Source organism: Stenotrophomonas sp. CASM101 (assembly GCF_049384845.1).
GTDB lineage: Bacteria > Pseudomonadota > Gammaproteobacteria > Xanthomonadales > Xanthomonadaceae > Stenotrophomonas > Stenotrophomonas hibiscicola.
The window spans coordinates 440,645-466,831 of sequence record NZ_JBMRFR010000002.1; the positions used below are offsets into that span (position 1 = coordinate 440,645).

Sequence of the window (26,187 nt, forward strand, 5' to 3'; positions counted from 1 at the left end):
ATCAGCCCGCGTTGGCCGATGCCGGTGCGGACATGATGTCCGGCATCGGCAGGCGGCGCGGCTTGCTCGGGAACGCGTGACGCAGGATGCGCCAGACCACCTGGCCGAACTGGCGCGGCAGCGAGCCGTTGTTGTAGTGCTGGCCGTAACGACGGCAGATGTCCTTCACTTCCTTGGCGATGGCCGCATAACGGTTGGCCGGCAGATCCGGGTAGAAATGGTGCTCGATCTGGTGGCTGAGGTTGCCCGACAGCACGTTGATCAGGAAGCCACCGCTGATGTTGGACGAACCGCGCAGCTGGCGCAGGTACCAATGGCCGCGCGACTCATTGCGCAGGCACTCCTTGGGGAAGGTTTCCGATTCGGCGGTGAAGTGCCCGCAGAAGATGATCACGTAGGTCCAGATGTTGCGCAGGCCGTTGGCGACCAGGTTGCCCAGCATCACGGTGAGGAAGAACGGACCAGCCAGCAGCGGGAAGAACACGTAGTCCTTCAGCACCTGGCGGGCCATCTTGCGCGCCACCGGGCGGGTCTGCAGCCACATCGCACGGCCGCTGATGCGGCCCTTCAGCCAGCGGCCAAGGCGAAGGTCCTGCGCGGCCACACCCCACTGGAACAGCAGCGCGAAGATCGGCGCGATGATCGGCTGCAGCAGGTAGAACGGCTTCCAGCGCTGTTCCGGGAAGATTCGCAGCAGGCCATAACCAATGTCATCGTCCATGCCACGCACATTGGTGTAGGTGTGGTGGCGGAAATTGTGGGTCTTGCGCCAGTTGTCGGCGGTGGCAACGATGTCCCACTCGTAGGTGTTGCCATTGAGCTTGGGGTCGCCGGTCCAGTCGAACTGGCCGTGCATGACGTTGTGGCCCAGCTCCATGTTCTCCAGGATCTTCGACAACGCCAGCAGCAGCGTGCCAGTGATCGCGGCCGGCCACAGCAGCGGCATCCAGAACAGCGGCGAGAATGCTGCCAGGAACAGCAGGCCACGGCCACCCACGCCGAACCATCGCACGGCGGCAGCCACACGGCGGATGTAGCGGGTATCGGAGGCGCCGAGGCTGCCGATCACACGGTCGCGGATCGCATCGAGTTCCTCACCGAAGGCATGCATCTCGGCGGTGCTCAGGGCACGGTCGGTAGCGCGGGTCATGGCAGGCGTCCTCAGAGATCCAGAGTCAGGTCGGTGATCGGTGCGCTCACGCAGATCCGCACCGGCTGTGCCGATTCGGACTGCAGGTCGCCGGTGCGAAGGTGGCGGGTGGCGCCACTGACGCGATCACAGGTGCAGGTGTTGCAGATGCCCATGCGGCAACCGTGCTTGGGCTTGATGCCATGCGCTTCCAGGCTTTCCAGCAGCGAGCGGCCTCGCGGCACGCTCAGCTGGCGGCCACTGCGCGCAAGCGTCAGCGACACCTCGCCTTCGCTGCTGGCATCGCGCAGTGGCGCCGGCGGGGTGAAGGCTTCGGCCTGGAAGCCAGCCACCTGGTGCGCCAGGCGTTCACGCGCAGCGGCAACGAATCCATCCGGACCGCAGACCAACACATGGCGCTGCGCCAGCGGCGTGTCATCGCCGGCCACCTGCAGATCATGGGTATCGATGCGCGCGGCCGGCGCCTCACCCTCGCGGGTGGTCAGCAGATGCACGCGCAGGTTCGGATGTGCCGCGGCCAGCGCCTGCAGTTCATCACGGAACTGCAGATGGGCGGCGGTGCGCTCCCAATAGAACAGGTCCACCGGTGCTGCCAGCGGGCGCTGGCAGGCGTCGCGCAACAGGCTGCGCATCGGCGTGATGCCACTGCCGGCAGCCAGCAGCAGCACCGGCGCCGCGGCCGGCATATGGAACTCGCCGAAGGCGGCATCGAGGCGGAACAGTTCGCCCGGCTGTGCATGGTTGACCAGATGCTGGCTGACCCGGCCGCCATCGATCGCCTTGACGGTGATCGCCAGCTCGCGCCGACCCAGTGCGGTAGGGCTGTAGCTGCGCTGCCACAGGCGCCCCTCAATCTCGACGCCCAGGGTGACGTGCTGGCCGGCGCGCATGCCGGCCCAGTGCCGGTTGGTGCGCAGGACCAGGGTCGCCGCGCCCTCGCCGGCCGGCTCGCGCCGGACCAGTCGGGCCACCGGCTCGCGCAGGGTCCACAGGGGATTGAGCTGGCCCGCCCAGAAATCGAACAGCGACGGCGAGACCCAGCGGTACGGAGAGAACAGGGACGGACGGACGACAGCGCTCATGGGCGCACTATACGGGCGCACATACACCTGTGTATACATGTGTATATTGAACCGGATTGGGTATGATTCAGCCTCGCCCCACCGGAACCCCCATGGCCGCCGCCACCGCCTTGTCGACGCCTGAAGATGCCAACAGCCCGGCCCGCCGTACGGTGAGCCGCGAGGATCTGCTGGCCGCCGCCCTGAAGCTGATCGGGCCACACCGCAGCCTGTCCACGCTCAGCCTGCGCGAAGTGGCACGTGAGGCCGGCATTGCGCCGAACAGCTTCTACCGGCAGTTCCGCGACATGGACGAACTGGCCGTGGCGCTGATCGACGCCGCCGGCCGCTCGCTGCGCACCATCATCGGCGAGGCCCGCCAGCGCGCCACGTCTACCGCCACCAGCGTGGTGCGCGTTTCCGTGGAGACCTTCATGGAACAGCTGCGCGCCGACGACAAGCTGCTGCACGTGCTGCTGCGTGAAGGCGCGGTCGGCTCGGACGACTTCAAGCATGCGGTCGAACGCGAACTGCACTATTTCGAAGAAGAGCTGCAGCACGACCTGGTGCGCCTGGCTGCACTGGACGGCGCCGTGCTGCATGCCCCCGAGCTGGTGGCCAAGGCCATCACCCGGCTGGTGTTCGCGATGGGTGCCACCGCCATGGACCTGCCGCCGGAGAAGGATCCGGAACTGGTCGAACAGATCTCCACGATGATCCGCATGATCATCGTCGGCGCCCGGACCCCCGCCGCATTCCGCCGCGGCTGACGATCCGACCGCGCCTACACGGCAACTCCATCCTATGGACATGACCACCGGCAGGGTTGCGGTCGTTTTATGTAATGTTATAACACATGCATGATCTGACTCGACTGGTACCCAAAGCGTAATTGCCTCAGCCTCGTTATATAGCACTTGCTATATTAATAAGCCGCTGCTTTCATATGCGTCAGCCAGGTCGCCCTCGCCGCCTTTCTTCTCCCAAGGACGACGCCCTCATGCCCGTTGCCACGCCCCTCTTCCATCGGCTGCCCCTGGCCGCCGCCATTGCCCTGACCGTGCCGCTGCCTGCACTGGCCGCCACCTCGAAGCCCACCGAGCTGGACCGCGTGCAGGTCAAGGTCAGCACCGCCACCCGCAGCGAACGCCTGCTATCCGATGTCCCGATCCGCACCGAAGTGCTGCGCAAGGAAGACATCGCGCTGCGCGCGGCCACCGACTTCTCGCGCGCCGCCGAGCTGATCAACGGCCTGCGCGTGGAAAGCAACTGCCAGAACTGCAACACCAGCGAAGTGCAGCTGCTGGGCCTGCCCGGTGCCTACAACCAGCTGTTGTTCGATGGCATCCCGCTGTTGTCCACGCTGGGCAGCGTGTACGGCCTGGAACAGATCCCGGCCGGGTTCGTCGACCGCATCGAAGTGGTCAAGGGCGGCGGCTCGGCGCTGTACGGCCCGGGTGCGGTGGCCGGCGTGATCAACCTGATTCGGCCGCTGCCGGCGCGCAGCGGCGGCCATGTGCAGGCCGGCGTGGATGTCCTGAAGGGCACACCGCAGAAGAATGCCGACGTGCGCCTGGACCTGGTGGCGAAAGATGCCGACGCCGGGCTTTCAGTGATTGCCCAGCGCAACTGGAACAGCGGCATCGACTACAACGGTGACGGCTACACCGAGATCACCCGCAAGAACCTCAAGGTCGGCGGGCTGCAGGCCTGGTACGCGCCCACGCCGGGCACGCGGCTGCGCCTGGACCTGCAGGTGACCGATGAAACCCGGCGTGGCGGCAATCGACTGGATCAGCCCGAATACCTGGCCAACATCGCCGAATCGCTGGATACGAAATACCGGCGCGGCAGCGTGTCGTGGGATCAGGAAATCAATGCCGACGTCGATTTCCGCCTGGCCTACGCCTTCGCCGACATCGACCGCGACAGTTTCTACGGCGGTCTTGGCGACGTGGTTACCGATCCGTCTGCACCCGGCTATGACCCGTCGCAGCTGGATCCCAACGTGGCCGGCAGCGCGGCCTCGCGTTCGTGGCGCCAATACGGCCGCACCCACAACCCGCTGCACTATATCGACAGCCAGTTGAACTGGCGGCTGGGCGCGCACGCGCTGGCCTTCGGCGTGCAGTACAAGCACGAGGCGCTGCGCGACGGCAACCGCACCGGTGACGGGCAGCGCCTGGCGGTGCTGGAAGATGCAACCTTCCACAACCTGGGCGCCTTCATCCAGGACGAATGGAGCCTGCGTGACAACGTCGACCTGGTACTGGGCGCACGCGTGGACAAGAGCTCGGAACTGGACAGCGCGGTGTTCTCGCCGCGCATCGCCCTGGCCTGGCAGGCCACGCCCAACCTGAAATGGCGCGCCGGCATCGCCACCGGCTTCCGTGCGCCGGAGATCTTCGTCGAGGACGTGCACGTCGATACGCTGGGTGGCGAGCAGGTGCGCGTGCGCAACACCGATGGCCTGAAGGAAGAGCGCGCGTTGACCACCCTGTTCGGCTTCGACTGGCGCTCGGACCCGGCCAATCCAGTGTGGAGCTGGGATGCTACCGCCTCCTATGCACGCATCCGCGACACCTTCGCGCTGGGCGAGATCCAGCGCGGCGATGACGGACAACTGAGCCAGCTGCGCTACAACGCTTCCGGCTCCAACGTGCTGGGCGCGGAAACCAACCTCGGCTGGCAACCCTCGCCGCAGTGGCGCCTGACCGCCGGTGCCTCGTGGTACCGCTCGCGCTTCCGCGAACCGCAGCGCATCTTCGACGACACCGGCGACGGTGGCGACACCATCATCGAAAGCCGCGACTACCTGAAGACCCCGCGCTGGACCGGCCTGGCGCAGCTCAGCTGGATGCCCGCCGAGCCGTGGGAAACCTTCGTCGCGCTGCGCCATACCGGGCCGATGTCGGTGCTGAACAACCGGTTGGGCGAGCTGCACCGTACGCGTTCCTTCCTGGTCACCGATCTTGGTGCTCGCTGGCACCGCCATCTGGGCGCGCAGGCGCAGCAGGAAGTGTCGGTGGCCGCGGGTGTCAAGAACGTGTTCGATCAGCGCCAGAAAGATCTGGAAGTGGGCGCGCTGCGTGACAGCGACTATGTCTACGGGCCGCGCTTCGCGCGTTCGTGGTACGTCAACCTGCGCTATGCGTTCTGAAGCTCTGCGAGCGTTGTTGCTGGCCTGTGCCGTGCTGCTGGCTGCACCGGCGATGGCTGCGGACCTGCACGCGCAGGTCTCGGCCTCGCTGATGCGGCCGGAACAGCGCTCGCTGCGACCGATGCAATGGACACAGCCGCCGAAACTGGTGGCGCTGTACTTCGGTGCCGACTGGTGCGCACCGTGCCATGCGTTCGTACCCACGCTGCGCAGCGTACGCGACATGTTGCGCGAGGCCGGGGCCGATACCGAAGTGGTCTACATCAGCCTGGATGAGAGCGAGGCCGCGCTTCGCCGCTACATGCACGCGCAGGACATGCCGTGGCCGGTGCTTGACCCGCGCCGCGCTGCGCGCATGCCGGCCCTGCAGGCATTGGCCGGGCTGGCACCGCCGAATCTGATACTGATCGATGCCGACGGCACAGTGCTGGCCAATGGCTGGCAAGGCCGGCGTTACCAAGGCCTGCAGCCGGTGTTGAAGGAATGGACGAAACGGGCGTGCGCGCAGGTACAGGCCCGCTGCCCGCCTGACCTGTAGCGTCGAGCCATGCTCGACGCATTCCATCACCGTGCGAACGGCAGCCGAGCATGGCTCGGCTCTACAAAAACCGGATCGCGCGAACGGCCGCCGGGCATGGCCCGGTGCTACCGATACGGCGCCTCGCCCTCGGCCTTGCGCACGAACGCCTCGAACAGCGCCAGCGTCTGCTCGCTCACATGGTGCTCGATACCCTCCGCATCACGCCGTGCCGTATCAGGGTCCACGCCCAGCGCCAGCAGGAAACGCTCCACGGTCTGGTGCCGCTGGCGGCTGGCATGGGCCAGCGCCTCGCCTTCCGGGGTCAGGAACACGCCGCGGTACGGTCGCTGCACCACCCAGCCATCGCGGGCCAGGCGCCGCAGCATCTTCGCCACGGTGGGCTGGGCCACGCCCAGGCGGGTGGCGATGTCGACCTGGCGGGCCTCGCCGCCGTCGGCCAGCAGGTCCGAGATCAGCTCGACATAGTCCTCCACCAGCTCCATCCGGTGCGCTTCGCGCACTTGCCGGAAGCTCTCGACCTGGCGCTCAGCCTCGATCAAGGGGGTGCTTTTCAGCGATGTCGAATCGTCGGTCTTGCCCACGCCTGCGCCTGTCCTTCCGGTCTACTCCGGGTTTGAAACTGAATTCTGGACCAGTAACGCGATAAAGACGATTGTTTCACATTGCTAATGACTATAGCAGGAGCTATATTCGGACCCATGAACACCCTGGCGCCCCACGACCCTTCGGCCTCCACCTCGGCCAGCCTGGGCGCACTCAATGCCTCGGTGGCGGTGCCCGACAAGGGTCACTGGTGGTTCCGCCTGCTGGCCTTCCTCGGCCCGGGTTACATGATCTCGGTCGGCTACATGGACCCGGGCAACTGGGCCACCGACCTCGCCGGCGGTTCGCGCTTCGGCTACCTGCTGCTGTCGGTCATCCTCATCTCCAACCTGATGGCGGTGATCCTGCAGGCGCTGTCGGCGCGGCTCGGCATCGCCACCGGCATGGACCTGGCGCAGGCCTGCCGCGCGCGCTACCCCAAGCCGGTGAACCTGGCGCTGTGGGCGCTGTGCGAGGCGGCGATCATCGCCTGCGACCTGGCCGAGGTGATCGGCACCGCGATCGCGCTGAAGCTGCTGTTCGACCTGCCACTGCTCTGGGGCGCGGTGTTCACTGCGCTGGATACGCTGCTGGTTCTGCTGCTGATGAACCGCGGCTTCCGTGCGCTGGAGGCCTTCGTGATCGCGCTGCTGATGGTGATCTTCGGCTGCTTCATGGTGCAGATCGCGCTGGCCGCACCGCCGGTGATGGACGTGCTGGGCGGATTCATTCCGCGCGCGCAGGTAGTGACTGATCCGCACGCGCTGTACATCGCCATCGGCATCATCGGCGCCACGGTGATGCCGCATAACCTGTACCTGCATTCTTCCATCGTGCAGACCCGCGCCTATCCGCGCACCGACGAGGGCCGTCGCAGCGCGCTGCGCTGGGCGGTGACCGACAGCACCCTCGCGCTGACGCTGGCACTGTTCATCAACGCCAGCATCCTGATCCTGGCGGCGGCGGTGTTCCATGCCAATGGCCGTTTCGATGTGGAAGACATCGAGCAGGCCCACCAGCTGCTGGCGCCGATGCTGGGCGTGGGCGCGGCGGCGACACTGTTTGCGATTGCCCTGCTGGCCTCGGGCCTGAATTCGACAGTGACCGCCACGCTGGCCGGCCAGATCGTGATGGAAGGCTTCCTGCACCTGCGCCTGCCGCCGTGGCTGCGTCGGCTGATCACGCGCGCACTGGCGATCATTCCAGTGGTGGTGGTGATCATGCTGTTCGGCGACCAGGGCGCGGTGAAGCTGCTGGTGCTGAGCCAGGTGGTGCTGTCGATGCAGCTGCCGTTCGCGATCATCCCCCTGGTGCGGATCGTGACCGACAAAGTGACGATGGGGACGCTGGTGGCACCGCGCTGGCTCGGCGCGATCGCCTGGGTGATCGCGCTGGTGATCGTGGTGCTGAACGTGAAGCTGCTGGTGGATACCTTCAGCGGAGCCTGACGCCAAAGCACGGACCCTGCCCCGGTAGATCCACGCCACGCGTGGATGCCCTTGTAGAGTCGAGCCATGCTCGACTCATCGCTCACCGCGCGAACGGCAGCCGAGCATGGGCTCGGCTCTACAAATGCAGCGCGATCGCGGCCTCGATCTGCTGCGGCGACTGGAACCCGGCCAGGCGCGTGCGTTCGTTACCATCACGGAACAGGGACAGCGTCGGCGTCTGCCGCAGTCCCAGCTCCCTGAAGAACGCCTCACCCAGCACCTCCAGCTGCACGCGCAGCAGGGTCGTGCCCTGCCCCGCCACGCTGTTGGCCACGCGATGCAACGACATCTCCAGCATCCGGCAGCCCGGGCACTGGTCCTTGTGGAAATCCACCAGCACCCGCGGGTGCTCGGCCAGCAGCTGCTGGAACTGCTCAGGCGTGGTGGCGTCGATGATCTGCATCGGTGTTGCTCCAGTAGTGGGCCAGGACCGTATCGGTCCAGGCGTCGATGGCTGCGGCGTGACGCTCGCCATGCGGCATCTGCTCGATCTCGAGCGGCGGATAGTCGCTGCGGAAATAGCCGATCAGCCGGTGCACGGCGCCGCAGTAGTACTCCTGCCCCCACTGCGTTTCGCCGGTGCCGAACACCGCCAGCTGCCGTGGCCGCTCGCCGCGCTCGGCGATGCCGGCCACCCATGCCTTCATCTCCGCTGGCGTGCGGCCGGCGTTGTCGGTCCAGCAGCCCAGCAGCACCAGGTCGGCCTCGTTGGCCGCCAATGAGGGGGCCTGACGCAGGTCGTCGGCCTCCTGCCAGTGCACCACATGGCCGGCAGCGCGGCAGCGCTCGGCGATCTGCCGGCCGAGTTCGCGGGTATTACCGCTCAACGAGGCGACCACCACCAGGATGCTCAGCGCGGCGCCTGGCTCACAGGTCGTCGAAGCCGTTGTCGACGTTGGTCTTCTTGTAACTTGCATTGCGCATCTCGAAGAAGTCGGTCTTGGTCTCGGTGAAGTTGTCGGCGTAGGCCTTGATCCACGGCATCACGTTGTCAGTGGTGTCGCTGTACAGGCGCTCGATGCCGAGCATGCCGGCCATCTTGTTGGCCCGGTACTTCACGTAGCGCGTCATCTCGTCCACGTCGATGCCATCGATGCCATCCAGCACCTCCGACGACCACTGCGTCTCAAGCTCGATGGCATGTTCGAATGACTGGTGCACATAGGCGGTCAACTCATTGGTCTGCAGCTCGGGGTTTTCGCCGATGATGGCGCGGATCAGCTCGCTGATGAACTTGGTATGGGCCAGCTCGTCGCGATTGATGAAGCTGATGATCTTGCCGGTGCCGTTCATGCGGTTCTGCCGCACCATGTTGTAGAAGTACGCGAACCCGGAATAGAAATTGATGCCCTCCAGGATCGAGGACTGGATCAGCGACTTGAGCAGGGTCTCGGCGGTCTTCTCGCGCATGAAATCGTCATACGCGCCCATGATCGGGGCATTGCGCTTGATGATGGTCGGGTGGGTGCGAGCGATCTCGAAGATGCGGTTCTGGTTCGGCAGGTCGGTGATCGAGGCCAGCACGTAGCTGTAGCTCTCGTTGTGGATCACTTCCTGCTGGCCGATGATGGCTGCGTTGGCATGCGCGGCCGGGTCGGTGATGTACTCGGCCACGTTGTAGATGAAGCGCGTCTGCGGTGAATCCAGCGTGGCCAGCAGGCCGATGATCGAATCGTAGGCGTTCTTTTCGCGCCCTGACAGCTCGCCGTACTGGCGCGCATCCAGCTTCATGTCCACTTCGTCGGGAATCCAGAAGTTGGTCGACAGCTCCTTGTAGGCCCGATAGAACGACGGGTACGGGATATCGTTCCAGTTGAGGATGCCGCTGGTCTGGCCGTTGATGATGCCGGTGCTGCGGTTGGGGTGGCGTGGTTCGAGGATCTTGATGCGGTCGAGGGGAGTTGCCATGGTCGTTTACCTTCGTATTACGTGCATTGCGGATGTAGCGCCGAGCCCATGCTCGGCTGCTCTTCGCGTCTGAGCCGAGCGCGGGCTCGGCTCTACAAGAGGCGCAGCGATCAGCTGGAGCACCACTCGCATTCGCTGATGTCGATGTCGTTGGAGCGCACGTAGTAGGTGGTCTTCAGGCCCTCGCGCCAGGCGCTCAGGTGCAGCTCCAGCAACGTGCTGGCGCGGATGGTGCTGGGCACGTACAGGTTGAAGCTGATCGACTGGTCGACATGGCGCTGGCGGCGGGCGTTCTGGCGCACGCTGGCGAACTGGTCGACCTTGTAGGCACCCTTCTCGTAGTACGGCCAGGTTTCCAGCGACAGGCCCGGGGCCGCCACCGGCCGCCGGAAGTCCTTCTTTTCCTCGTAGTAGAACGCGCTGTAGATCGGGTCGATCGACGCGGTGGAACCGGCAATCTGCGCGGTGCTCATGTTCGGCGCGACGGCCAGCAGCCAGCCGTTACGCAGGCCGTGCGTGGCGACCTCGCGGGCCAGGCTGTCCCATGCGGCGCCAGTGTAGTCGCGGTCACGGAAGTAACGCCCGTGGTGCCAATCGCTGCCGGTGAACATCGGATAGCTGCCCTTCTCCTTCGCCAGCTGCGCGCTGGCCTGGATGGTCAGGAAGTTGATGCGCTCGTAGAGACGGTCGGCCAAATCCTCGGCATCCGGTGACTCCCACTGGATCGCCTGCTGCGCCAGCAGGTGGTGCCAACCGAACGTGCCCAGGCCGATGGCGCGGTACTTGCGGTTGGTGATCGTGGCCTGCGGCACCGGCAACGCATTGAGGTCGATCACGTTGTCGAGCATGCGCACCTGGATCGGGATCAGGCGCTCCAGCACATCGGTGGCCAGCAGGTCATCCGGCGCACTGATTGCCCGGCCGAGGTTGATCGAAGACAGGTTGCAGACCACGAAGTCACCGGCGCGGCGCGTGGTGACGATCTGGTCGCCGCTGACGATCTCCTGGATCATCCGCGTCGGGCTCATGTTCTGCAGGATCTCGGTGCACAGGTTGCTGGAATAGATCATGCCCGCGTGCTTGTTCGGGTTCCGGCGGTTGACCTCGTCGCGGTAGAACAGGAACGGATTTCCGGTCTCCAGCTGGCTGAGCATGATCCGCTTGAACAGATCGATCGCCTTCACCGTGCGGCGGCTGATGCGCTCGTCGGCCACCAGTTCGGCATAGCGGTCGCGGAAGCTGCCCGCGCCGCGCGTCTCATCGTAGAAGTCCTGCAGGTACCAGCCCTTGGCCTGCTTCACCTCGTGCGGGTCGAACAGGTACCAGTCGGCGCGGCGCTCGACCGCTTCCATGAACAGGTCGGGCACGCACACCGAGGTGAACACATCGTGCGCGCGCAGGCGCTGGTCGCCGTTGTTCAGGCGCAGATCCAGGAAGGCCTCGATATCGCGGTGCCAGATGTCCAGGTACACCGCCACCGCGCCCTTGCGCTGGCCAAGCTGGTCGACCGACACCGCGGTGTTGTTGAGCTGCTTGATCCACGGCACCACGCCGCCGGAGGAATTGGCCACGCCCCGTATCGGCGCGCCGCTGCTGCGCACATAGCCCAGGTAGGCGCCGACGCCGCCACCGTGCTTGGACACGCGGGCGATATCGGTGTTGGAGTCATAGATGCCCTGCAGGCTGTCGTCCACCGTGTCGATGAAGCAGCTGGACAGCTGCCCACCCACCTTGCCGGCATTGGCCAGGGTCGGTGTGGCGACGGTCATGTACAGGTTGGACAGCGCCCAGTACGCCTCGCCGACCAGCTGCATGCGGCGTTCGCGCGGCTTTTCCTCCTGCATCAGGTACAGCGCGATGGTCAGCCAGCGCTCCTGCGGCAGTTCGTAGACCTCGCGGCTGCGATCGCTGGCCAGGTAGCGCGTGGCCAGCAGGTACAGGCCGTTGTACGCGAACAGGCGGTCGCGCTCCGGGTCGATCATCTCGCCGGCCTGCTGCAGCTCTTCCTTCGAATAGCAGCGCAGGATGTCGTTGCTGTAGATGCCGCGGTCAGCCAGGCTTTCCTGCAGGCCCACATACGAACCGTACTTCAAGCCGACGTCGTAGAAGCGGTTGCGGCTGGCGCGCTTGTACAGGCGACGCAGGTAGATGCGCGCGGCAAACTGTTCCCACTCGGGTGCAACCAGGTCCACCCGCGATTCGGCCTCACGGATCAGCAGATCGACCAGGTCGTCGGCGCTGATGCTCGGTTTGCGCTCGACCATCGCCTGCACCACGCGGCGATAGTCGCTCACGTCCAGCTGCGGGAACTCGGCATGCACGGCGTCGATGCTGCGCTGCAGGCGCTCGGCCTCGAACGGCAGGCGGCGGTTGCCGGCCTCCTTGGTGATCCAGGTCGGCACGCGCTCGCCACCGGCGCGCAAGGCGTCGCCGGCGCCGGCCAGATCGGCCACGCGGAAGGTACTGTCGGTCATGGTGGTGGAACTCCAGGCTCGCACGCGCTTTGGCGGTCGATGCCATGGCGGCCCTGAACGCGATACCGGCGCACGGGGCGAACGGGTGGATTGCCAGGGCACGGGAACGTAGGTCGTCGGCATCTGCCTGCGCCTGCGGCCGGTATCCGGGCCGTGGGGGCGACCTGCGTCCGCACGATGGCGGCCGCGTCGACACGGCAAGCCATCAGGGGCGGGCCGCGGGACGTTTGCTGCATGTCCGGCGGCGGCGGCTGACCGGGAGTGACGGCCACAACATAGTGGGGATATCCCGAACCGTCAACACAAGATGCGGTAATCAGCACATGTCGCGACGATCAGTCGCAGGATGCCGTGTTGCAGCTGCGGCGCCTTGTCGACAGCCCCTGCGGCCCCAGTTCGGTACAACATCAACTTTCCCCGGAATACCACCCATGCGCGCTGCCCAGTACTCCTCCTTCGGCAACCCGGCCGACGTCCTAGCCACTGCCGATGCCGCCCTGCCCGAGCCCGGCCCCGGCGAGGTGCGCATCCGCACTGTGCTGGCCTCGATCCACAATCACGACCTGCTGACCGTGCGCGGGCTGTATGGCTACAAGCCGACGCTGCCGGCGATTGGCGGCAGCGAAGCATTGGGCGTGGTCGACGCACTGGGCGACGGCGTCGACGGCCTGCAGATCGGCCAACGCGTCGCCGCCGCATCGGTGCACGGTACCTGGGCCGAAGCGTTCATTGCACCGGAACGCATGGTGATTCCGATGCCGGAGGCGATTCCGGACGAGATGGCCGCACAGTTGATCGCGATGCCGCTGAGCGCGCTGATGCTGCTGGAATTCCTGCACGTCGAGCCGGGCCAGTGGATCGTGCAGAACACCGCCAACGGCGCGGTCGGCAAGTCGCTGGCGATGTTGGCGAAGGCGCGTGGCGTGCATGTGGCCAACCTGGTGCGCAATGCCGATGCGGTCGCGCAGTTGCGGGCGCTGGGCGTCGATCATGTGTTCGACACCTCGGTGGATGGTTGGAAGGATCGTGTGCGTGAAGCGACCGGCGAAGCACAGGCCGCGGCCGCGGTGGATTCCATCGGCGGTGATGCCAGCGGTGACCTGGTCGACCTGCTCGTCCACCACGGCACGCTGGTGTCGTTCGGGGTGATGAGCGGCGAACCGATGCGCATCCCGGCCGGCGGCCTGATCTACAAGGAGGCCACGGTGAAGGGTTTCTGGGGCAGCAAGGTCAGCCAGGCGATGGCCGTGGAGGACAAGCGCCGGCTGGTGGGTGAGCTGCTGAAGCGTGCGGCCAGCGGCGAACTGACCTTGCCGGTGGAACAGATCTTCGCACTGGACGATATCACCCAGGCAGCGAAGGCCGGTGCGGGTTCGGGTCGTAACGGCAAGGTGCTGCTGCGGCCGTGATCGTCTGACATTGCGTTCTGTAGAGCCGAGCCATGCTCGGCTGCTTTCCGGCCAGTGTGTGGAGCCGAGCGTAGGCTCGGCTCTACAGGGGCGTGCGGACCAACAGTCCGCACCCACCAAAGGTCGGTCCGCACCCACCGAGTGGGTCTGCTCCAACGGAGGCACCGACTTTCGTTAAGAACCTGTGATGTATAACTGAATGCGCTTTCGTCATTGGAAGGTGCACGTGCCTGCGTGCGGTACTGACGGCTCCTCCCCCGTTCGGCGTTGTCGCTTCCATGTACCGCACCACCCTGAACCTGCTTGCCGGCGCGATCGCGCTGGGCCTCACCGCCGGCGCTGCCGGCGCCGCTGAATCCGCCGACACCGGCAAGGACAGCACCACCCTCGGCACCGTGCTGGTGACCGGTTCCAACATCAAGCGCAGCGATACCGCCGGGCCCAACCCGGTGCAGATCGTCAGCCGCGAACAGATCGAGCAGACCGGCCGCTCCACCCTCACCGACGTGCTGCGCAACCTGTCGGCCAATGCCGGCAACAGCTTCGACGAGCAGTACACCGGCAGCTTCGCCGCCGGCTCGGCCTCGATCGGCCTGCGTGGCCTGTCGCCGAAGAACACACTGGTGCTGGTCAACGGCTACCGCGTGTCCAACTTCGGCTTCGCGCTCAATACCCAGGACACCTTCGTCGACCTCAACGCGCTGCCGATCAGCGCGGTCGAACGCATCGAAGTGCTGAAGGACGGCGCCTCGGCGGTGTATGGCTCCGACGCCATCGCCGGTGTCATCAACATCATCCTGCGCAGGAACTTCCAGGGCTTGGAAGTGGGCGGCGGCTTCGGTACCGCCACACAGGGCGGCCTGGACGAACGCAAGGCCAACCTGCTGGCCGGCTTCGGCGACCTGGAGCAGCAGGGCTGGAACGTGCTGTTCGGGCTGGACCTGCTCAAGCGTGATCGCCTCGACGCCGACCAGCGCGCCTATACCCGCAGCGGCGATTTCCGCGACAAGCCCGGCGGACGCCTGGCCGGCTGGTCCACCGCCGGTGGCAATTGGCTGTCCAACCCGCGCGCGCCGCAACCGTTCGCCAACTGCCCGGATGGCAGTCAGCTGCGTCCCTACAGCGATTCCGGCAGCACCCTGCCCGGCCAGGCCTGCGCCTTCAACGCGCAGCCGTTCAAGACCCTGCAGCCCGGCGCCGAGCGCCTGCAGGCGTCGTTGAGCGCGACCTACCGCTTCAATGACAGTGTCGAAGCGTTCGCCGACGTGCTGTACAGCCACAACAAAGCCGACCAGATCTTCAGTGCGCCGCTGACCGTTGGCCCTGGCCTGCGTGCCTACAACCCGGCCAGCGGCACGCTGATCGACGTGCCGGCGGTGCTGCCGGTCGGCCATCCCAACAACCCGGGCAGCACGCCACTGCCGTTCGAGTACACCTTCTTCGACCTCGGCCCGCGCCTGAAGGACAACACCCAGGTGTTCTACCGTGCCCTGGCGGGCGTGCGCGGCAGCGGCGAACGCTGGGACTGGGAAGTGGCAGCGCTGACCTCGCAGAGTGCACAGCGCGAGTACGTCGACAACTTCGTCAATCGCTATGCGTTCGAGCAGATCCTGCGCGATGGCAGCTACAACTTCCTCAACCCGTCCAGCACGCCGGGCGCGCTGGATGCACTGCGCCTGCAGACCAAGCGTCCGGGCTGGTACAAGCTGCACGCGTTGAACGTGAAGGCCTCGACCTCGCTGTGGGAGATGCCCGCCGGTACGGTCGGCTTTGCCTGGGGTGCGGAGTTCCGCAAGGAATCGCTGGATGCGCGCACCAGCGCGCAGGTGCTGTCGGGCACCGAACTGCGCCCGGCCATCAACGTGGTCAACGGCGAGCGCCAGGTCAGTGCCGCCTATGCCGAACTGAGCGTGCCACTGCACCGCACGTTGGAGCTGCAGGTGGCCGGCCGCGGCGATCACTACGATGACTTCGGCAAGGCGTTCTCGCCGAAGGTGGCGCTGCGCTGGCAGCCGTTGGACAGCCTGCTGCTGCGTGGCTCGTTCTCGCGCGGGTTCCGCGCGCCCTCGTTGCCGGAGATCGCGCCGGGCCAGACCGTCAGCTACGGCTCGGTGATCGATCCGCTGGATCCGCTGCAACCGGGCGGCAGCCGTGGCGTGACCAACATCCGCACCGGCAACCCGGATCTGAAGGCGGAGCGCTCGCGCAACTTCAACCTGGGTGCGGTGTGGTCGCCGGATGGCGATACCAGCATCGGCCTGGACTGGTACCGCATCGAGCAGGACAACCTGGTCAAGCCGGACAGCGCGCAGTTCATCGTCGACAACCCGACCCTGTTCCCGGGCCGCGTGCAACGTGATGCGCAGGGACGCATCCAGTTCATCACCAACCAGTACGCCAACCAAGGGGAGTTGACCACTTCGGGGCTGGATCTGGACGCCAGCCGCACCTTCCGTACCGACGGCTGGGGCAACTTCACCGTGGCCGGCAGCTGGACCCACCTGCTCAGCTTCAAGCAGCCGCTGGTGGCTGGGCAGGCACCGTATGACGGCGCCGGCAACAACCGCCACGGCGCGCTGCCGCGTACCCGCGGCACCACCTCGTTGAACTGGGCGGTGGGCGACTGGAGCAGTACGCTGAGCCTGCAGTACGTGAGTGGCTACGACCAGCGTGTGGCGACGGCAACCAGCAACCCGGGTCTGCGCGACCGCATCAAGCCGTATCACCAGCTGGACCTGTACGTAGCGTACGAAGGTATTGCCAACACCACGCTGTCGCTGTCGGTGCTGAACCTGACCGACAAGGACCCGCCGTTCGACCCCGCCGGTGGCTCCAACGGTTTCGACATCAGCCAGTACAACCTGCGCGGACAGTTCGTCTCGCTGGGTGCTCGTTACAGGTTCTGATTGCCACTGTAGAGCCGAGCCATGCTCGGCTGCTCTTCCGACACCGAGGAGCCGAGCGCGGGCTCGGCTCTACAGGGGGTGCGGATCAACGGTCCGCACCCACCGCATCACCGGCTCAGGTGCAGGAACTGCAGGTGCCGTTCGTACTGGCTGATGATGTCGTTGATGATCTGCTTGCGGCTGTAGCCCACCAGGTCGTAGTCCTGGCTGCCTTCGAACAGGTGCACCTCGGCGCGGTAGTAACGCTGGTTGCGCAACTGCTGCGCGGCGAACGACGGGGTCAGGTAGCCGCTCAGGATCACCCGGTACAGGAAGTCCTGCTGCTCGCCGTGGTTCACCGTCAGCTCCATGTCGCCGGCCTCGAAGCGGGTGGATACATCCCAACCCTGCCCGCGCAGCTGCTCGGCCACCGCCTCCATCGCCGGCTTCACCGTGTCATCCATGAAGCGGTAGACCTGGTCGCGCACCGGGAAGTGCATGGCCTGGCTCAGGCGCTGGCGCCAGCCCTGATGATGGCGATCATCGCCGATCAGCGGCGATGGCCGGTACTGCAGCGCGCGCTTGCGGTGCGATTCGTCACTGAAGGCGCGGGTCAGCCCCCACATCATCAACAACAGGATCGCCGAGAACGGCAACGACGCCAGCACCACCGCCGATTTCAGTGCGTCGATACTGCCGGCCAGCAACAGGCCCGCGGTCAGCACCGCGATCACCGTGCCCCAGAACACCCGCAGCCAACGCGGACCATCATCCTCGGGTGCGCCGCCATGCGAGGACAGCGTGGACAACACCACCGCGCCCGAGTCGGCCGAGGTCACGAAGAAGATGAAGCTGACCAGCACTGTCACCGTGATCACCGCGCGGCTCCAGGGGTAGCCGTCCAGCAGCGCATACAGCACGGTCGGTGGATCATCCACCGCCAGCTGCGCCAACTGTTGCTGGCCGTGGTGCAGCACCTGGTCCAGCGCGCTGTTGCCGAAGATCGACAACCACGCCAGGGTGAAGCCGAGCGGGATCAGCAGCACCCCGAACACGAATTCGCGGATGGTGCGGCCACGTGAGATGCGCGCGATGAACAGGCCGACGAACGGTGCCCAGCCGATCCACCAGGCCCAGTAGAACACCGTCCAGCCGCCCAGCCATTCCGGTCGGCCGCCATAGGCGTACACATCGAAACTCTTGCCGACCACGCTGCCCAGGTAGTCGCCCAGGTTCTGCATCAGCGTGCTGAACAGGTACTGCGTCGGCCCGGCGAACAGCATGAACAGCACCAGCGCGATCGCCAGCAGCATGTTGATGTTGGCCATCCAGCGCACGCCCTTCTCGACGCCGGACACGGCCACGGCCACGGCCGCGCCCATCATGCTGACCACCAGGATGATCTGCACCAGGTTGGAGTGCGGAATGTCGAACAGGTGCGAGAGGCCGGCATTGAGGTGCAGCACACCGAAGCCCATGTCGGCACCGATGCCGAATACGGTGGCGACGATGCCCAGCGCATCCACGGTGTAGCCGATCGGGCCATTGATGCGCTTGCCGATCAGCGGGTACAGCGCCGAGCGCAGCGCCAGTGGCAGGTTGTGGCGATAGGCGAAGTAGGCCATCGCCATCGCCGCCAGCGCGAACACGCCCCAGCCGTGCAGGCCCCAGTGCAGGAACAGCAGCTGCATGGCCTGGCGCGCGCCAGCCTCGCCTGCGGCCGGATCGCCCTGCGGCGGCTGCAGGTAGTGGGTCAGCGGTTCGGATACGCAGAAGAAGAACAGGGTGATGCTGATGCCTGCAGCGAACAGCATGCCGGCCCAGGAGAGGTAACTGAACTCCGGTTCGTCATGGTCGGCACCGAGCTTGATGCCACCGTACTTGGACAGCGCCACGCCGACCACGAACACCAGGTACAGGGTCATGGCCAGCAGGTAGTACCAGCCGACGTTGAGTGCGGCCCAGTCCTGCGCCTTCAGCAGCAGGCGGCCTGCGCCCAGCGGGAACAGGCTGACGAACAGCGCGAACGCCACGACAACGATCGCCGCGAAGGCGAACACAGGCCGAAGGGTGCGCACCGGGGATTGTTGCGGCTCCAGTACATCCATGGGGCGGCGTTCTCCGGTAGATCAAAGGGTTAGCCGACCGATTCTGGCTGAACCGCAGTGGACAGAGCATGAAGTTGCGGCCTGTGGTCACAGGCCCGGCCCACCATTCCGTGTTATCACGCGCGCGCCGGAGCGCAACCTTGGCCGCGCGGGCTGCGGTGCGGCCACGCGCGTCCTGTCCAATCACGACATCACATGCACCGCACACAGCTTGTTGCCATCCGGGTCACGCAGATAGGCCAGGAACACCTGCCGACCGGACATGTTGCGGACGCCGGGGGGATCTTCGATGGCGGTACCACCGTGAGCCACGCCAGCTTCCTGCCAGGCACGCACGGCCTCTGCACTGCCCAGACTGAAACCGATGGTGCCACCGTTGGCATGGCACGCTGGCTGCCCATCGATCGGCGCGGTTACACCGAACATCCGCCCATCCTTGAAGTACAGCAGCCGTCCCTTCTCGTCGAATACGCCCGCACGTGCCCCCATAGCGGCGAACAGGGCGTCGTAGAAGCGACGCGCGGCCTCCATGTCGTTCGTTCCTACGGTGATGTGGCTGAACATGCGGGCACTCCATGTGGAAAACCGCAGTGTCGATGAGCAGGGGCGACTTCGCAAATCGCTGCACAATCGCCGCCCAGCTCGCGACAAGGCGCTCTGCTACTTGGCGGTGCTGAGCAGCAGTACCGCCGCCGTGACCAGGGCGATGCCAACCCAGCCGATCGGCCGCAGGCGGTTGCCGAACAAAACGCGGCCGCAAGTGGCGGTACCGATCACGCCGATTGCACCCCACATCGCATAGGCGGTGGCCAGGTCCATGTAGCGCACCGCCTGGCCCAGCAGGGCGAAGGCGATCCAGACCATGACGACCGCGCCGACACCCCAGCGCCAGCGGCGGAAGCCTTCCGACGTTGCCACCATCATGTTGGCGGCAACGTCGATCAGCGCAGAACAGATCACGAAAAACAGAGCCAGGGTATTCATCAGTGCGCCTCCCCGAGGGTGACACAGACGATGCCGACCACGGCCAGCATCAGGCCGGCCAGCTGCTGCAGCGACAGACTCTCGCCAAACACGGTGAGGCCGACCACGGTCAGCAGGGTCAGGCCCAGGCCTTCCCACACCGCGTAGGCCACGCCCACAGCAATGCGGCGCACCGACTGCGCCAGGAAGAAGTAGGACAACGCCAGCGCGCCGGCCATGATCAGGTAGCCGGTCCAGCCACCATCGCGGGCGGCATGGGCCATGAACGAGGTGCCGACCACTTCGGCAACGATCGCCACGGTCAGGCAGGCCCAGGCGACCAGCGCGCCACGGGCGGGAACAGTACGGGACATGTGAAACTCCTTGCGGGACGCGGACAGCGCCCCGCCCTCAGTAGATCCACGCCATGCGTGGATGCCCCGCAGAAAGGGGGCGACGGCGGACAGTATCATCGCCTTTTACGGTCGATTCAAAATGGATACCATCGATAGGAGCGATGGATCAATGCCCTATTCCCCTGAATCCCTGCAGGCGTTCGTCGAAGCGGCCGCGCTCGGATCGTTCTCGGCGGCGGCGCGTCGCCTGCGCAAGACCCAATCGACGGTCAGCACCGCCATCGCCCACCTGGAGGCGGACCTGGGCGTCAGCCTGTTCGACCGCAGTGGACGCTACCCGCAGCTGACCGAAGCCGGGCGCCAGGTGCTCGCCCATGCCCAGGAAATCCTCGCCGCCGATACCCGCCTGCAGCAGTTGAGCGTGCGGCTGGCCGCCCCGGTCGAAGCGCGGCTGACCGTGGTGTTCTCCGACGTGTATCAGCTCGATCCGGAGCAGCGCGTGTTGCAGCGCTTTGCCGAAGCGTTCCCCGAGATCGAACTGGAATGGCTGGATGCCGAAGGCGAAGACGTCCTGGAACTGGTCGGCAGTGGTCGCGCCGCGCTGGGCCTGCTGCCGCGCCAGGAAAGCTACCCGGATGGTCTGGTGGCACGGCCGTTGGCCCATCACAGCGAACTGTCGGTGTATGTGGCGCGCGACCATGCGCTGGCCGACGCCGGCCGTCGCGCAGCTTCCCAGCTGGCACGGTACCGGCAGGTGCGATTGAGCGCGGAGGTCGACCATGCGCGGGCGGTTACCGGGCTGGCGTGGACCGCCACCGACTACCTGATGGTGATGGAGATGGCCGAGGATGGCATCGGCTGGGCCGAGCTGCCCCGCGCATTGGTGCAGCGCTACGACCGCGGGCAACTGGTGGAACTGACCCTGCCCGGGTGGCCGCGGCGCATCCACAGCGACCTGCTGTGGCGCCGCGACACGCCGCCGGGGCCAGCGGCGCTGTGGTGGGCCGACGCGTTGGGGTGAGGTAGCGCCGGCCGCGGGCCGGCAACCACGCGACAGCAAGATTGCCGGCCCGCGCCCGGCACTACCGGTCAACGATGGGCGAGCGCGTAATCCAGCGCCGCGCACACCGCTGCAACCTGGGCGTCGTTGCACTGCTGCGGGGTCGCCCGCGGGCTGTCCGGGTAGACCTCGGTGGTGGTGGTGTAGGTCGCACCGGTGATGCCGGCACACAGGCCCAGCTTCACCAGCGGATATTCGATCACGCCGTGGGCCACCAGCGGCGAACCGATGATCTCGCCCTTGTCGTCAGCCGGCGCGATGTGGGTGACCTTCTCCACCGCGGCGATCACCGCCTGCTGGAAGGCCGGCTGCGGGTTCTCGCTGTCATCCACCAGGTAGAAGCCATCGGGAATCAGGCCCGGCTCGAACGGCTTGCCGTCACGCGCGGCCAGCGCCGGGCGGAACTCGCTCTCGTCGCTGTCGGTGGTCTCGTGCAGGTCGATGTGCAGCACGAACTGGTCCTTGATCGGTGCGATCAGCTCCATCAGCGCGGTCGACTCGCGGGCCGGGCCATCGGCGCGGAAGTTGCGGTTCGGGTCGATCGCATCGAAGTTCCAGCGGTTGATGCGCTCGAAGCCCCACGGATTCACGCACGGCGCCACCAGCAGGTTGGCCTTGCCGGCATAGTCGGCGGCGTGCTTTTCGAGGAACTCCAGCGCGCCCATCACGCCACTGGTCTCATAGCCGTGCACGCCACCGGTAACCAGCGCGGCGGGCAGCGCCGGGTTCCAGTCGCGGCTGCGCAGGGCGAACAACGTATAGGTCTCGCCAGCGTAGTCGAGCTGGCCATAGGCCACCTTGTCGAAACGCGAGGCCAGCGCTTCGATGCGCGGCAGCACCTCCTGGTCATAGCGACGCAGGCGCTGCTGGCGGCCACGCCACAGCTCCCGTTCCGCCGCTCCCCACGGCTGGCCAGGGGTTCCGACGGGGTAGAAGGCGGCTTGGGACATGGCGGATCTCGGCGAGTCAGGAAGCAATCGCCCACTCTACCACCGGGGCAACGGCATGAACCCGACGCGCATTCCATTGGCGAATGGAATCAGCAATAATTCTCATTTACGACCTTCCACAGCCTGCACCGATGCCCATCCACGCCCTGCAACCGGCCCGCCTGCCCCTGGCCGCCGCCCTCACCCTGTGCCTGCTTCCGGCCGCCAGCGTCTTCGCCCAGGACGGCGCTACCACGCTCGACAGCATCCAGGTCTCTGGCAGCTGGCTGGGTACCGGCCTGCATGACAGCGTGAAGCGCTTCGCCGGCGCGCGCACGGTGGTCGACCGCCAGCGCATCGAGGCCAGCGGCGCGGCCAGCATCGGCGATGCCATGCGCCGCATCCCCGGCGTGCAGGTCACCGACAACTCCGGTACGGCCGGCAGCTCGGTCTCGCTGAACATCGGCGTGCGCGGCCTGACCGGGCGCTACTCGCCACGCTCGACCGTACTGCTGGACGGCGTGCCGCTGGCGGTGGCGCCGTATGGCCAGCCACAGCTGTCGTTCGCGCCGACCAGCCTGTCCAACATCGAGTCGATCGACGTGGTGCGCGGCGGCGGCGCGGTGCGCTACGGACCGCAGAACGTCGGTGGAATCATCAACTTCAGCACCCGCGCCATTCCCACCGAGGCCGGCCTGCACGGCGAAGCCGGCGTGCGCTACACCGCCTACGACCATGGCGGCGGCGACAGCGCCCAGTACAACGCCTTCCTCGGCGGCACCGGCGACAACGGCTTGGGCGCCGCCCTGCTCTACTCCGGCCAGGACGGCCGCGGCTGGCGCCGGGGCAGCGATGACCGCTTCAATGATCTCGCGCTGAAGTTCGCCTACGCCATCGATGCGCAGCAGGAACTGCGCGCCAAGCTGTCCTACTACGATGTGCGCTCGCTGACCCCGGGCGGCCTGACCCGCAACCAGTACGAGGCCGATCCGTTCCAGAACACCCGCCCCACCGATTTCTGGAAGGGCCACCGCACCGGCGTCGACCTGGCCTACACCAACACGCTGTCGGCCAACAGCGAGTTCGAGGTACTGGCCTATTACAACGAAAGCAGCCGAGCCAGCTCGCTGATCAACGCCGCCAATACCCAGCTGACCGTGCAGCCGCGCGACTACCGCGTGCTTGGCATCGAGCCGCGCTATACCCGGCGCCTGCACTGGGGCAGCGCGGTGCATGACATCACCGCCGGCTACCGCTTCCTGCGCGAGCGCGGCAACGACCGCAGCTCCACCGTCGCCCGCCGCACCGGCGCGGCCAGTGCCACCACCCGCTTCGACAACGCCACCGACGCGCACGCCTTCTACATCGACGACCGCATTGCGATCGGCCAGTGGCGGATCACGCCGGGCGTGCGCATGGAATGGATCGACATGGACCGCCGCCAGGCCGGAGGCACGGCGACCTTCAGCAGCCGCAACGACAAGGCCCTGCCCTCGATCAACATCGCCTACCTGCTGACTCCGCAGCTGACCGTGTTCGGCAACTACACCACCTCGTTCGGACCGGTACAGAACATCCAGCTCAATTCGCAGACCGCCAGCAATCCGCTGAACCCGGAAGTGGCCAGGACCACCGAGCTGGGCGCACGCTGGCAGGATGGGGCACTGCGCGCGGAAGTGACCGTGTTCAAGATGCGCTTCGACAACCAGATCCTGCAGGTGCCGGGCATCACCCCGCCCACCTTCCAGAACATCGGTGCCACCGACCACAAGGGTGTGGAGAGCGCACTGGAGTACCACTTCGCCGAGGACGGCGCGCTGGCCGGGCTGGAGCTGTACGCCAACTACACCTGGACCAAGGCGATCCAGCAGTCCGGCGACAACCGTGGCCTGGACGTGCCCTTCTACTCGCGCGACACTGACAGCGTGGGCGCCCGCTAAGCGCTGGCCGGCTGGACCTTCAATGTCTCCAGCACCCACCAGAGCGGCCAGTTCTCCGATGCCGCCAACACCTGGGAAGAAACCGCCGATGCGCGCGTGGGTCGCGTGCCGGGCGTGCGCCTGTGGAACGCGCAGGTGGCCTGGCAGGTGCCGGGCCTGGGTGACAGCGAGATTGCACTGGGCGTGAACAACCTGGCCGACAAGCGCTGGTACACCCGCAACGTTGATGGCAACGCCGGCCGCATGGTGGCCGCGCCGCGCACGTTCTACGTGCAGGGCCGCTACCGCTTCTGAGGCGGTAGCCACCCGATGCGGTGACGGTGGCGCTCACGGTGGCGGCGTATCATGCCGCCACCATGTCTTCGCCCGTTTCGCCATCGCGCCTGCATCTGGCCTTCCAGGGCCTGCGCCTGCGGCTGCGCGGCAGCGACCTGTGGTTCATCGCGCTGGCGCTGCTGGTTGGCCTGATCGCCGGCTACCTGACCCTGCTGCAGTCGGGCATCGCGCGCTGGCTGCAGGGCACGTTGTATGGGCTGGACGACGGCATGCGGCTGAGCTCCCTGCCCTCGCTGACCTGGACCGCGCTACTGGTGCTGCCACTGGGCGGACTGCTGGTCGGCCTGGTCAGCCTGGCGGCGACGCGACTGAAACGGCCACTGCTCGATGCGGTGGAAGCCAATGCGCTGCACGGCGGCCGCATGTCGATGCGCGACAACCTGATCGTGCTGACCCAGACCCTGCTGTCCAACGGCTGCGGCGCGTCGGTCGGCCTTGAGGCTTCGTATACGCAGATGGGCGCGGGCAGCGGCTCGCAGCTGGGCCGGGTGATGCGCCTGCGTCGCAACGACGTGCGCATCCTGGTCGGTGCCGGTGCCGCCGGTGCCATCGCCGCTGCGTTTGGTGCGCCGCTGGCCGGTGCGTTCTACGCCTTCGAGATCGTCATCGGCGCCTACACCCCCGCTGCGCTGGCACCGGTGGCCGTCGCAGCGCTGGCCGGTGCGTTCGTGGCCGACCAGGCCGGCATCGAAGCCTATGTACTGCCAGCGGCCTCGACCATCGACGTGCGCGCCGCCGACTACGCGATCTACGGCCTGCTGGGCTGCTGCTGCGCGATGGTCGGCATCGCCATCATGCGGCTGATCGCCTCGATCGAAGGCACGGTCAAGCGCAGCCCCCTGCCCGCGTGGGGACGGCCGGTGGTGGGTGGGCTGCTGCTGATTCCACTGGCACTGGCCAGCCCGCAGGTGCTGTCGTCCGGCCACGGCGCCCTGCATCTGGACCTGACCACGCACCTGCCGCTGATCTGGATCGGCGGCCTGTTGACCCTGAAGTGCCTGGCCTCGGGCATCTCGCTGGGCTTCGGCTTCCGTGGCGGACTGTTCTTCGCCTCGCTGTTCATGGGCACCCTGGTCGGCGCGCTGTTCGCCGGACTGCTGGGCATGGCCACCGGCGTTCCGGTGATCGACGCCACCTCGGCCGCGCTGGCCGGCATGGCCGCGCTGGCTGCTGCCGTCGTTGGCGCGCCGATGACCATGGCCATGCTGGTGCTGGAAGGCACGCACGATTTCCTGCTGACCAGCGTGGTGATGAGCGCGGTACTGGTGTCCAGCACGCTGGTGCGGCAGTGGTTCGGCTACTCGTTCTCGACCTGGCGCATGCACCTGCGCGGCGAGACCATCAAGAGCGCCCGCGACGTGGGCTGGGTGCAGAACCTCAACGCCGGCCGGCTGATGCGCAAGGGCGTGGCCACTACTCCGGCCGATCTCGATGCCGCCGCGTTCCGCCAGCGCTTCCCGCTGGGCTCGGGCAGCCGGGTGATCCTGATCGACAGCGAGGGCCACTACGCTGGCATCGTGCAGATTCCACGGGTCTACGGCGATGGCGTGAAACCGGAGACCATGATCGGCGAGCTGGCCGAGAACCGTGACGTTTCACTGTCGCCGGCCGCGGACGTGGTCAGCGTGATGCAGCGTTTCGACCAGACCCAGGCCGACGAACTGGCGGTGGTCGGCGCCGACGGCCAGGTGCTGGGCGTCGTCTCCGAAGCCTTCGTGCGCAAGCGCTACGCCGAGGAACTGGACAAGCGCCAGCGCGAACTGATGGGCGAGCGCGTCGAGGACACCGACTGACCCCGCAAAAAGGGGACGGAGGGGATTAAGTCGTTTCGGGCA

General features: G+C 66.5%; 20 protein-coding genes and 1 pseudogene. 9 read left to right on the plus strand and 12 right to left on the minus strand.

Going from position 1 to position 26,187, the window contains the following annotated elements; all coding sequences use genetic code 11:
• Position 1: 1 nt before the first annotated feature.
• Both VG543_RS06005 and VG543_RS06010 read right to left on the minus strand, forming a co-directional pair.
• Positions 2 to 1,150, minus strand: a complete 1,149-nt coding sequence (locus VG543_RS06005) for a fatty acid desaturase family protein (protein ID WP_134731576.1) — start codon at positions 1,148 to 1,150, stop codon at positions 2 to 4.
• An 11-nt stretch (positions 1,151 to 1,161) separates the two neighbouring features.
• Positions 1,162 to 2,232, minus strand: a complete 1,071-nt coding sequence (locus VG543_RS06010) for a ferredoxin reductase (RefSeq protein WP_423178085.1) — start codon at positions 2,230 to 2,232, stop codon at positions 1,162 to 1,164.
• A gap of 92 nt (positions 2,233 to 2,324) precedes the next feature.
• Here VG543_RS06010 and fabR point away from each other — a divergent pair, with 92 nt between their 5' ends.
• From fabR to VG543_RS06025, 3 genes are all read left to right on the plus strand, one after another.
• The gene (gene fabR / locus VG543_RS06015) at positions 2,325 to 2,981 is read left to right on the plus strand and encodes an HTH-type transcriptional repressor FabR (protein WP_005409961.1); all 657 of its coding nucleotides are present in this window, start codon (positions 2,325 to 2,327) and stop codon (positions 2,979 to 2,981) included.
• Between the two features lie 230 nt (positions 2,982 to 3,211).
• Positions 3,212 to 5,371, plus strand: a complete 2,160-nt coding sequence (locus VG543_RS06020) for a TonB-dependent receptor plug domain-containing protein (protein WP_423178086.1) — start codon at positions 3,212 to 3,214, stop codon at positions 5,369 to 5,371.
• A complete protein-coding gene (locus tag VG543_RS06025; RefSeq protein ID WP_312544599.1) occupies positions 5,361 to 5,909 on the plus strand; it encodes a thioredoxin-like domain-containing protein in 549 nt (182 codons plus the stop codon). The genes VG543_RS06020 and VG543_RS06025 overlap by 11 nt, the downstream gene beginning before the upstream one ends.
• A gap of 107 nt (positions 5,910 to 6,016) precedes the next feature.
• Here the strand turns inward: VG543_RS06025 and mntR are convergent, their stop codons facing one another.
• Positions 6,017 to 6,493 carry a manganese-binding transcriptional regulator MntR gene (gene mntR / locus VG543_RS06030; protein WP_021204264.1) on the minus strand — a complete coding sequence of 159 codons (477 nt, stop codon included), beginning with the start codon at positions 6,491 to 6,493 and terminating at the stop codon, positions 6,017 to 6,019.
• A 117-nt stretch (positions 6,494 to 6,610) separates the two neighbouring features.
• Here mntR and VG543_RS06035 point away from each other — a divergent pair, with 117 nt between their 5' ends.
• Positions 6,611 to 7,942: an Nramp family divalent metal transporter gene (locus tag VG543_RS06035; RefSeq protein ID WP_423178087.1), complete on the plus strand. Its 1,332-nt coding sequence runs from the start codon at positions 6,611 to 6,613 to the stop codon at positions 7,940 to 7,942.
• Between the two features lie 118 nt (positions 7,943 to 8,060).
• On the opposite strand, the gene VG543_RS06040 is transcribed toward VG543_RS06035, so the two are convergent.
• The 4 genes from VG543_RS06040 to VG543_RS06055 all read right to left on the minus strand — a co-directional run bounded on the left by VG543_RS06040 (position 8,061) and on the right by VG543_RS06055 (position 12,366).
• Positions 8,061 to 8,387, minus strand: a complete 327-nt coding sequence (locus VG543_RS06040; protein WP_111098131.1) for a thioredoxin family protein — start codon at positions 8,385 to 8,387, stop codon at positions 8,061 to 8,063.
• Complete coding sequence (locus VG543_RS06045; protein WP_423178108.1) at positions 8,359 to 8,838, minus strand: flavodoxin; 480 nt, start codon at positions 8,836 to 8,838, stop codon at positions 8,359 to 8,361. Before VG543_RS06045 ends, VG543_RS06040 begins: the two co-directional genes overlap by 29 nt.
• A 13-nt stretch (positions 8,839 to 8,851) precedes the next feature.
• Positions 8,852 to 9,892 carry a ribonucleotide-diphosphate reductase subunit beta gene (locus tag VG543_RS06050; protein WP_111102417.1) on the minus strand — a complete coding sequence of 347 codons (1,041 nt, stop codon included), beginning with the start codon at positions 9,890 to 9,892 and terminating at the stop codon, positions 8,852 to 8,854.
• A gap of 110 nt (positions 9,893 to 10,002) precedes the next feature.
• A complete protein-coding gene (locus VG543_RS06055) occupies positions 10,003 to 12,366 on the minus strand; it encodes a ribonucleoside-diphosphate reductase subunit alpha (RefSeq protein ID WP_423178089.1) in 2,364 nt (787 codons plus the stop codon).
• Between the two features lie 431 nt (positions 12,367 to 12,797).
• On the opposite strand from VG543_RS06055, the gene VG543_RS06060 reads away from it, so the two are divergent.
• Positions 12,798 to 13,775: a zinc-binding dehydrogenase gene (locus VG543_RS06060; protein ID WP_423178091.1), complete on the plus strand. Its 978-nt coding sequence runs from the start codon at positions 12,798 to 12,800 to the stop codon at positions 13,773 to 13,775.
• 278 nt (positions 13,776 to 14,053) lie between these two features.
• Positions 14,054 to 16,681 (plus strand): TonB-dependent receptor, encoded by a 2,628-nt coding sequence (locus VG543_RS06065; protein ID WP_423178092.1) that lies wholly within the window; start codon positions 14,054 to 14,056, stop codon positions 16,679 to 16,681.
• A 107-nt stretch (positions 16,682 to 16,788) separates the two neighbouring features.
• Here the strand turns inward: VG543_RS06065 and betT are convergent, their stop codons facing one another.
• The 4 genes from betT to VG543_RS06085 all read right to left on the minus strand — a co-directional run bounded on the left by betT (position 16,789) and on the right by VG543_RS06085 (position 20,105).
• Complete coding sequence (betT, locus tag VG543_RS06070) at positions 16,789 to 18,768, minus strand: choline BCCT transporter BetT (protein WP_312544589.1); 1,980 nt, start codon at positions 18,766 to 18,768, stop codon at positions 16,789 to 16,791.
• Between the two features lie 183 nt (positions 18,769 to 18,951).
• On the minus strand, positions 18,952 to 19,332 hold the full coding sequence (locus VG543_RS06075) for a VOC family protein (RefSeq protein ID WP_058982339.1): 381 nt from the start codon (positions 19,330 to 19,332) through the stop codon (positions 18,952 to 18,954).
• A 96-nt stretch (positions 19,333 to 19,428) separates the two neighbouring features.
• Positions 19,429 to 19,752: a DMT family transporter gene (locus VG543_RS06080; protein ID WP_423178094.1), complete on the minus strand. Its 324-nt coding sequence runs from the start codon at positions 19,750 to 19,752 to the stop codon at positions 19,429 to 19,431.
• Positions 19,752 to 20,105 carry an SMR family transporter gene (locus tag VG543_RS06085; RefSeq protein ID WP_423178095.1) on the minus strand — a complete coding sequence of 118 codons (354 nt, stop codon included), beginning with the start codon at positions 20,103 to 20,105 and terminating at the stop codon, positions 19,752 to 19,754. Before VG543_RS06085 ends, VG543_RS06080 begins: the two co-directional genes overlap by 1 nt.
• Positions 20,106 to 20,256: 151 nt before the next feature.
• Here VG543_RS06085 and VG543_RS06090 point away from each other — a divergent pair, with 151 nt between their 5' ends.
• A complete protein-coding gene (locus VG543_RS06090) occupies positions 20,257 to 21,108 on the plus strand; it encodes a LysR family transcriptional regulator (RefSeq protein ID WP_021204275.1) in 852 nt (283 codons plus the stop codon).
• A 68-nt stretch (positions 21,109 to 21,176) separates the two neighbouring features.
• Here VG543_RS06090 and VG543_RS06095 read toward each other — a convergent pair whose 3' ends face one another.
• Entirely contained in the window at positions 21,177 to 22,097 is a 921-nt protein-coding gene (locus VG543_RS06095; RefSeq protein ID WP_423181115.1) for a M14 family metallopeptidase, read from the minus strand.
• 131 nt (positions 22,098 to 22,228) lie between these two features.
• Here VG543_RS06095 and VG543_RS06100 point away from each other — a divergent pair.
• Positions 22,229 to 24,310 (plus strand): annotated as a pseudogene (locus VG543_RS06100) (TonB-dependent receptor family protein).
• A 62-nt stretch (positions 24,311 to 24,372) separates the two neighbouring features.
• Complete coding sequence (locus VG543_RS06105; protein WP_423178354.1) at positions 24,373 to 26,145, plus strand: chloride channel protein; 1,773 nt, start codon at positions 24,373 to 24,375, stop codon at positions 26,143 to 26,145.
• Positions 26,146 to 26,187 lie beyond the last annotated feature (42 nt).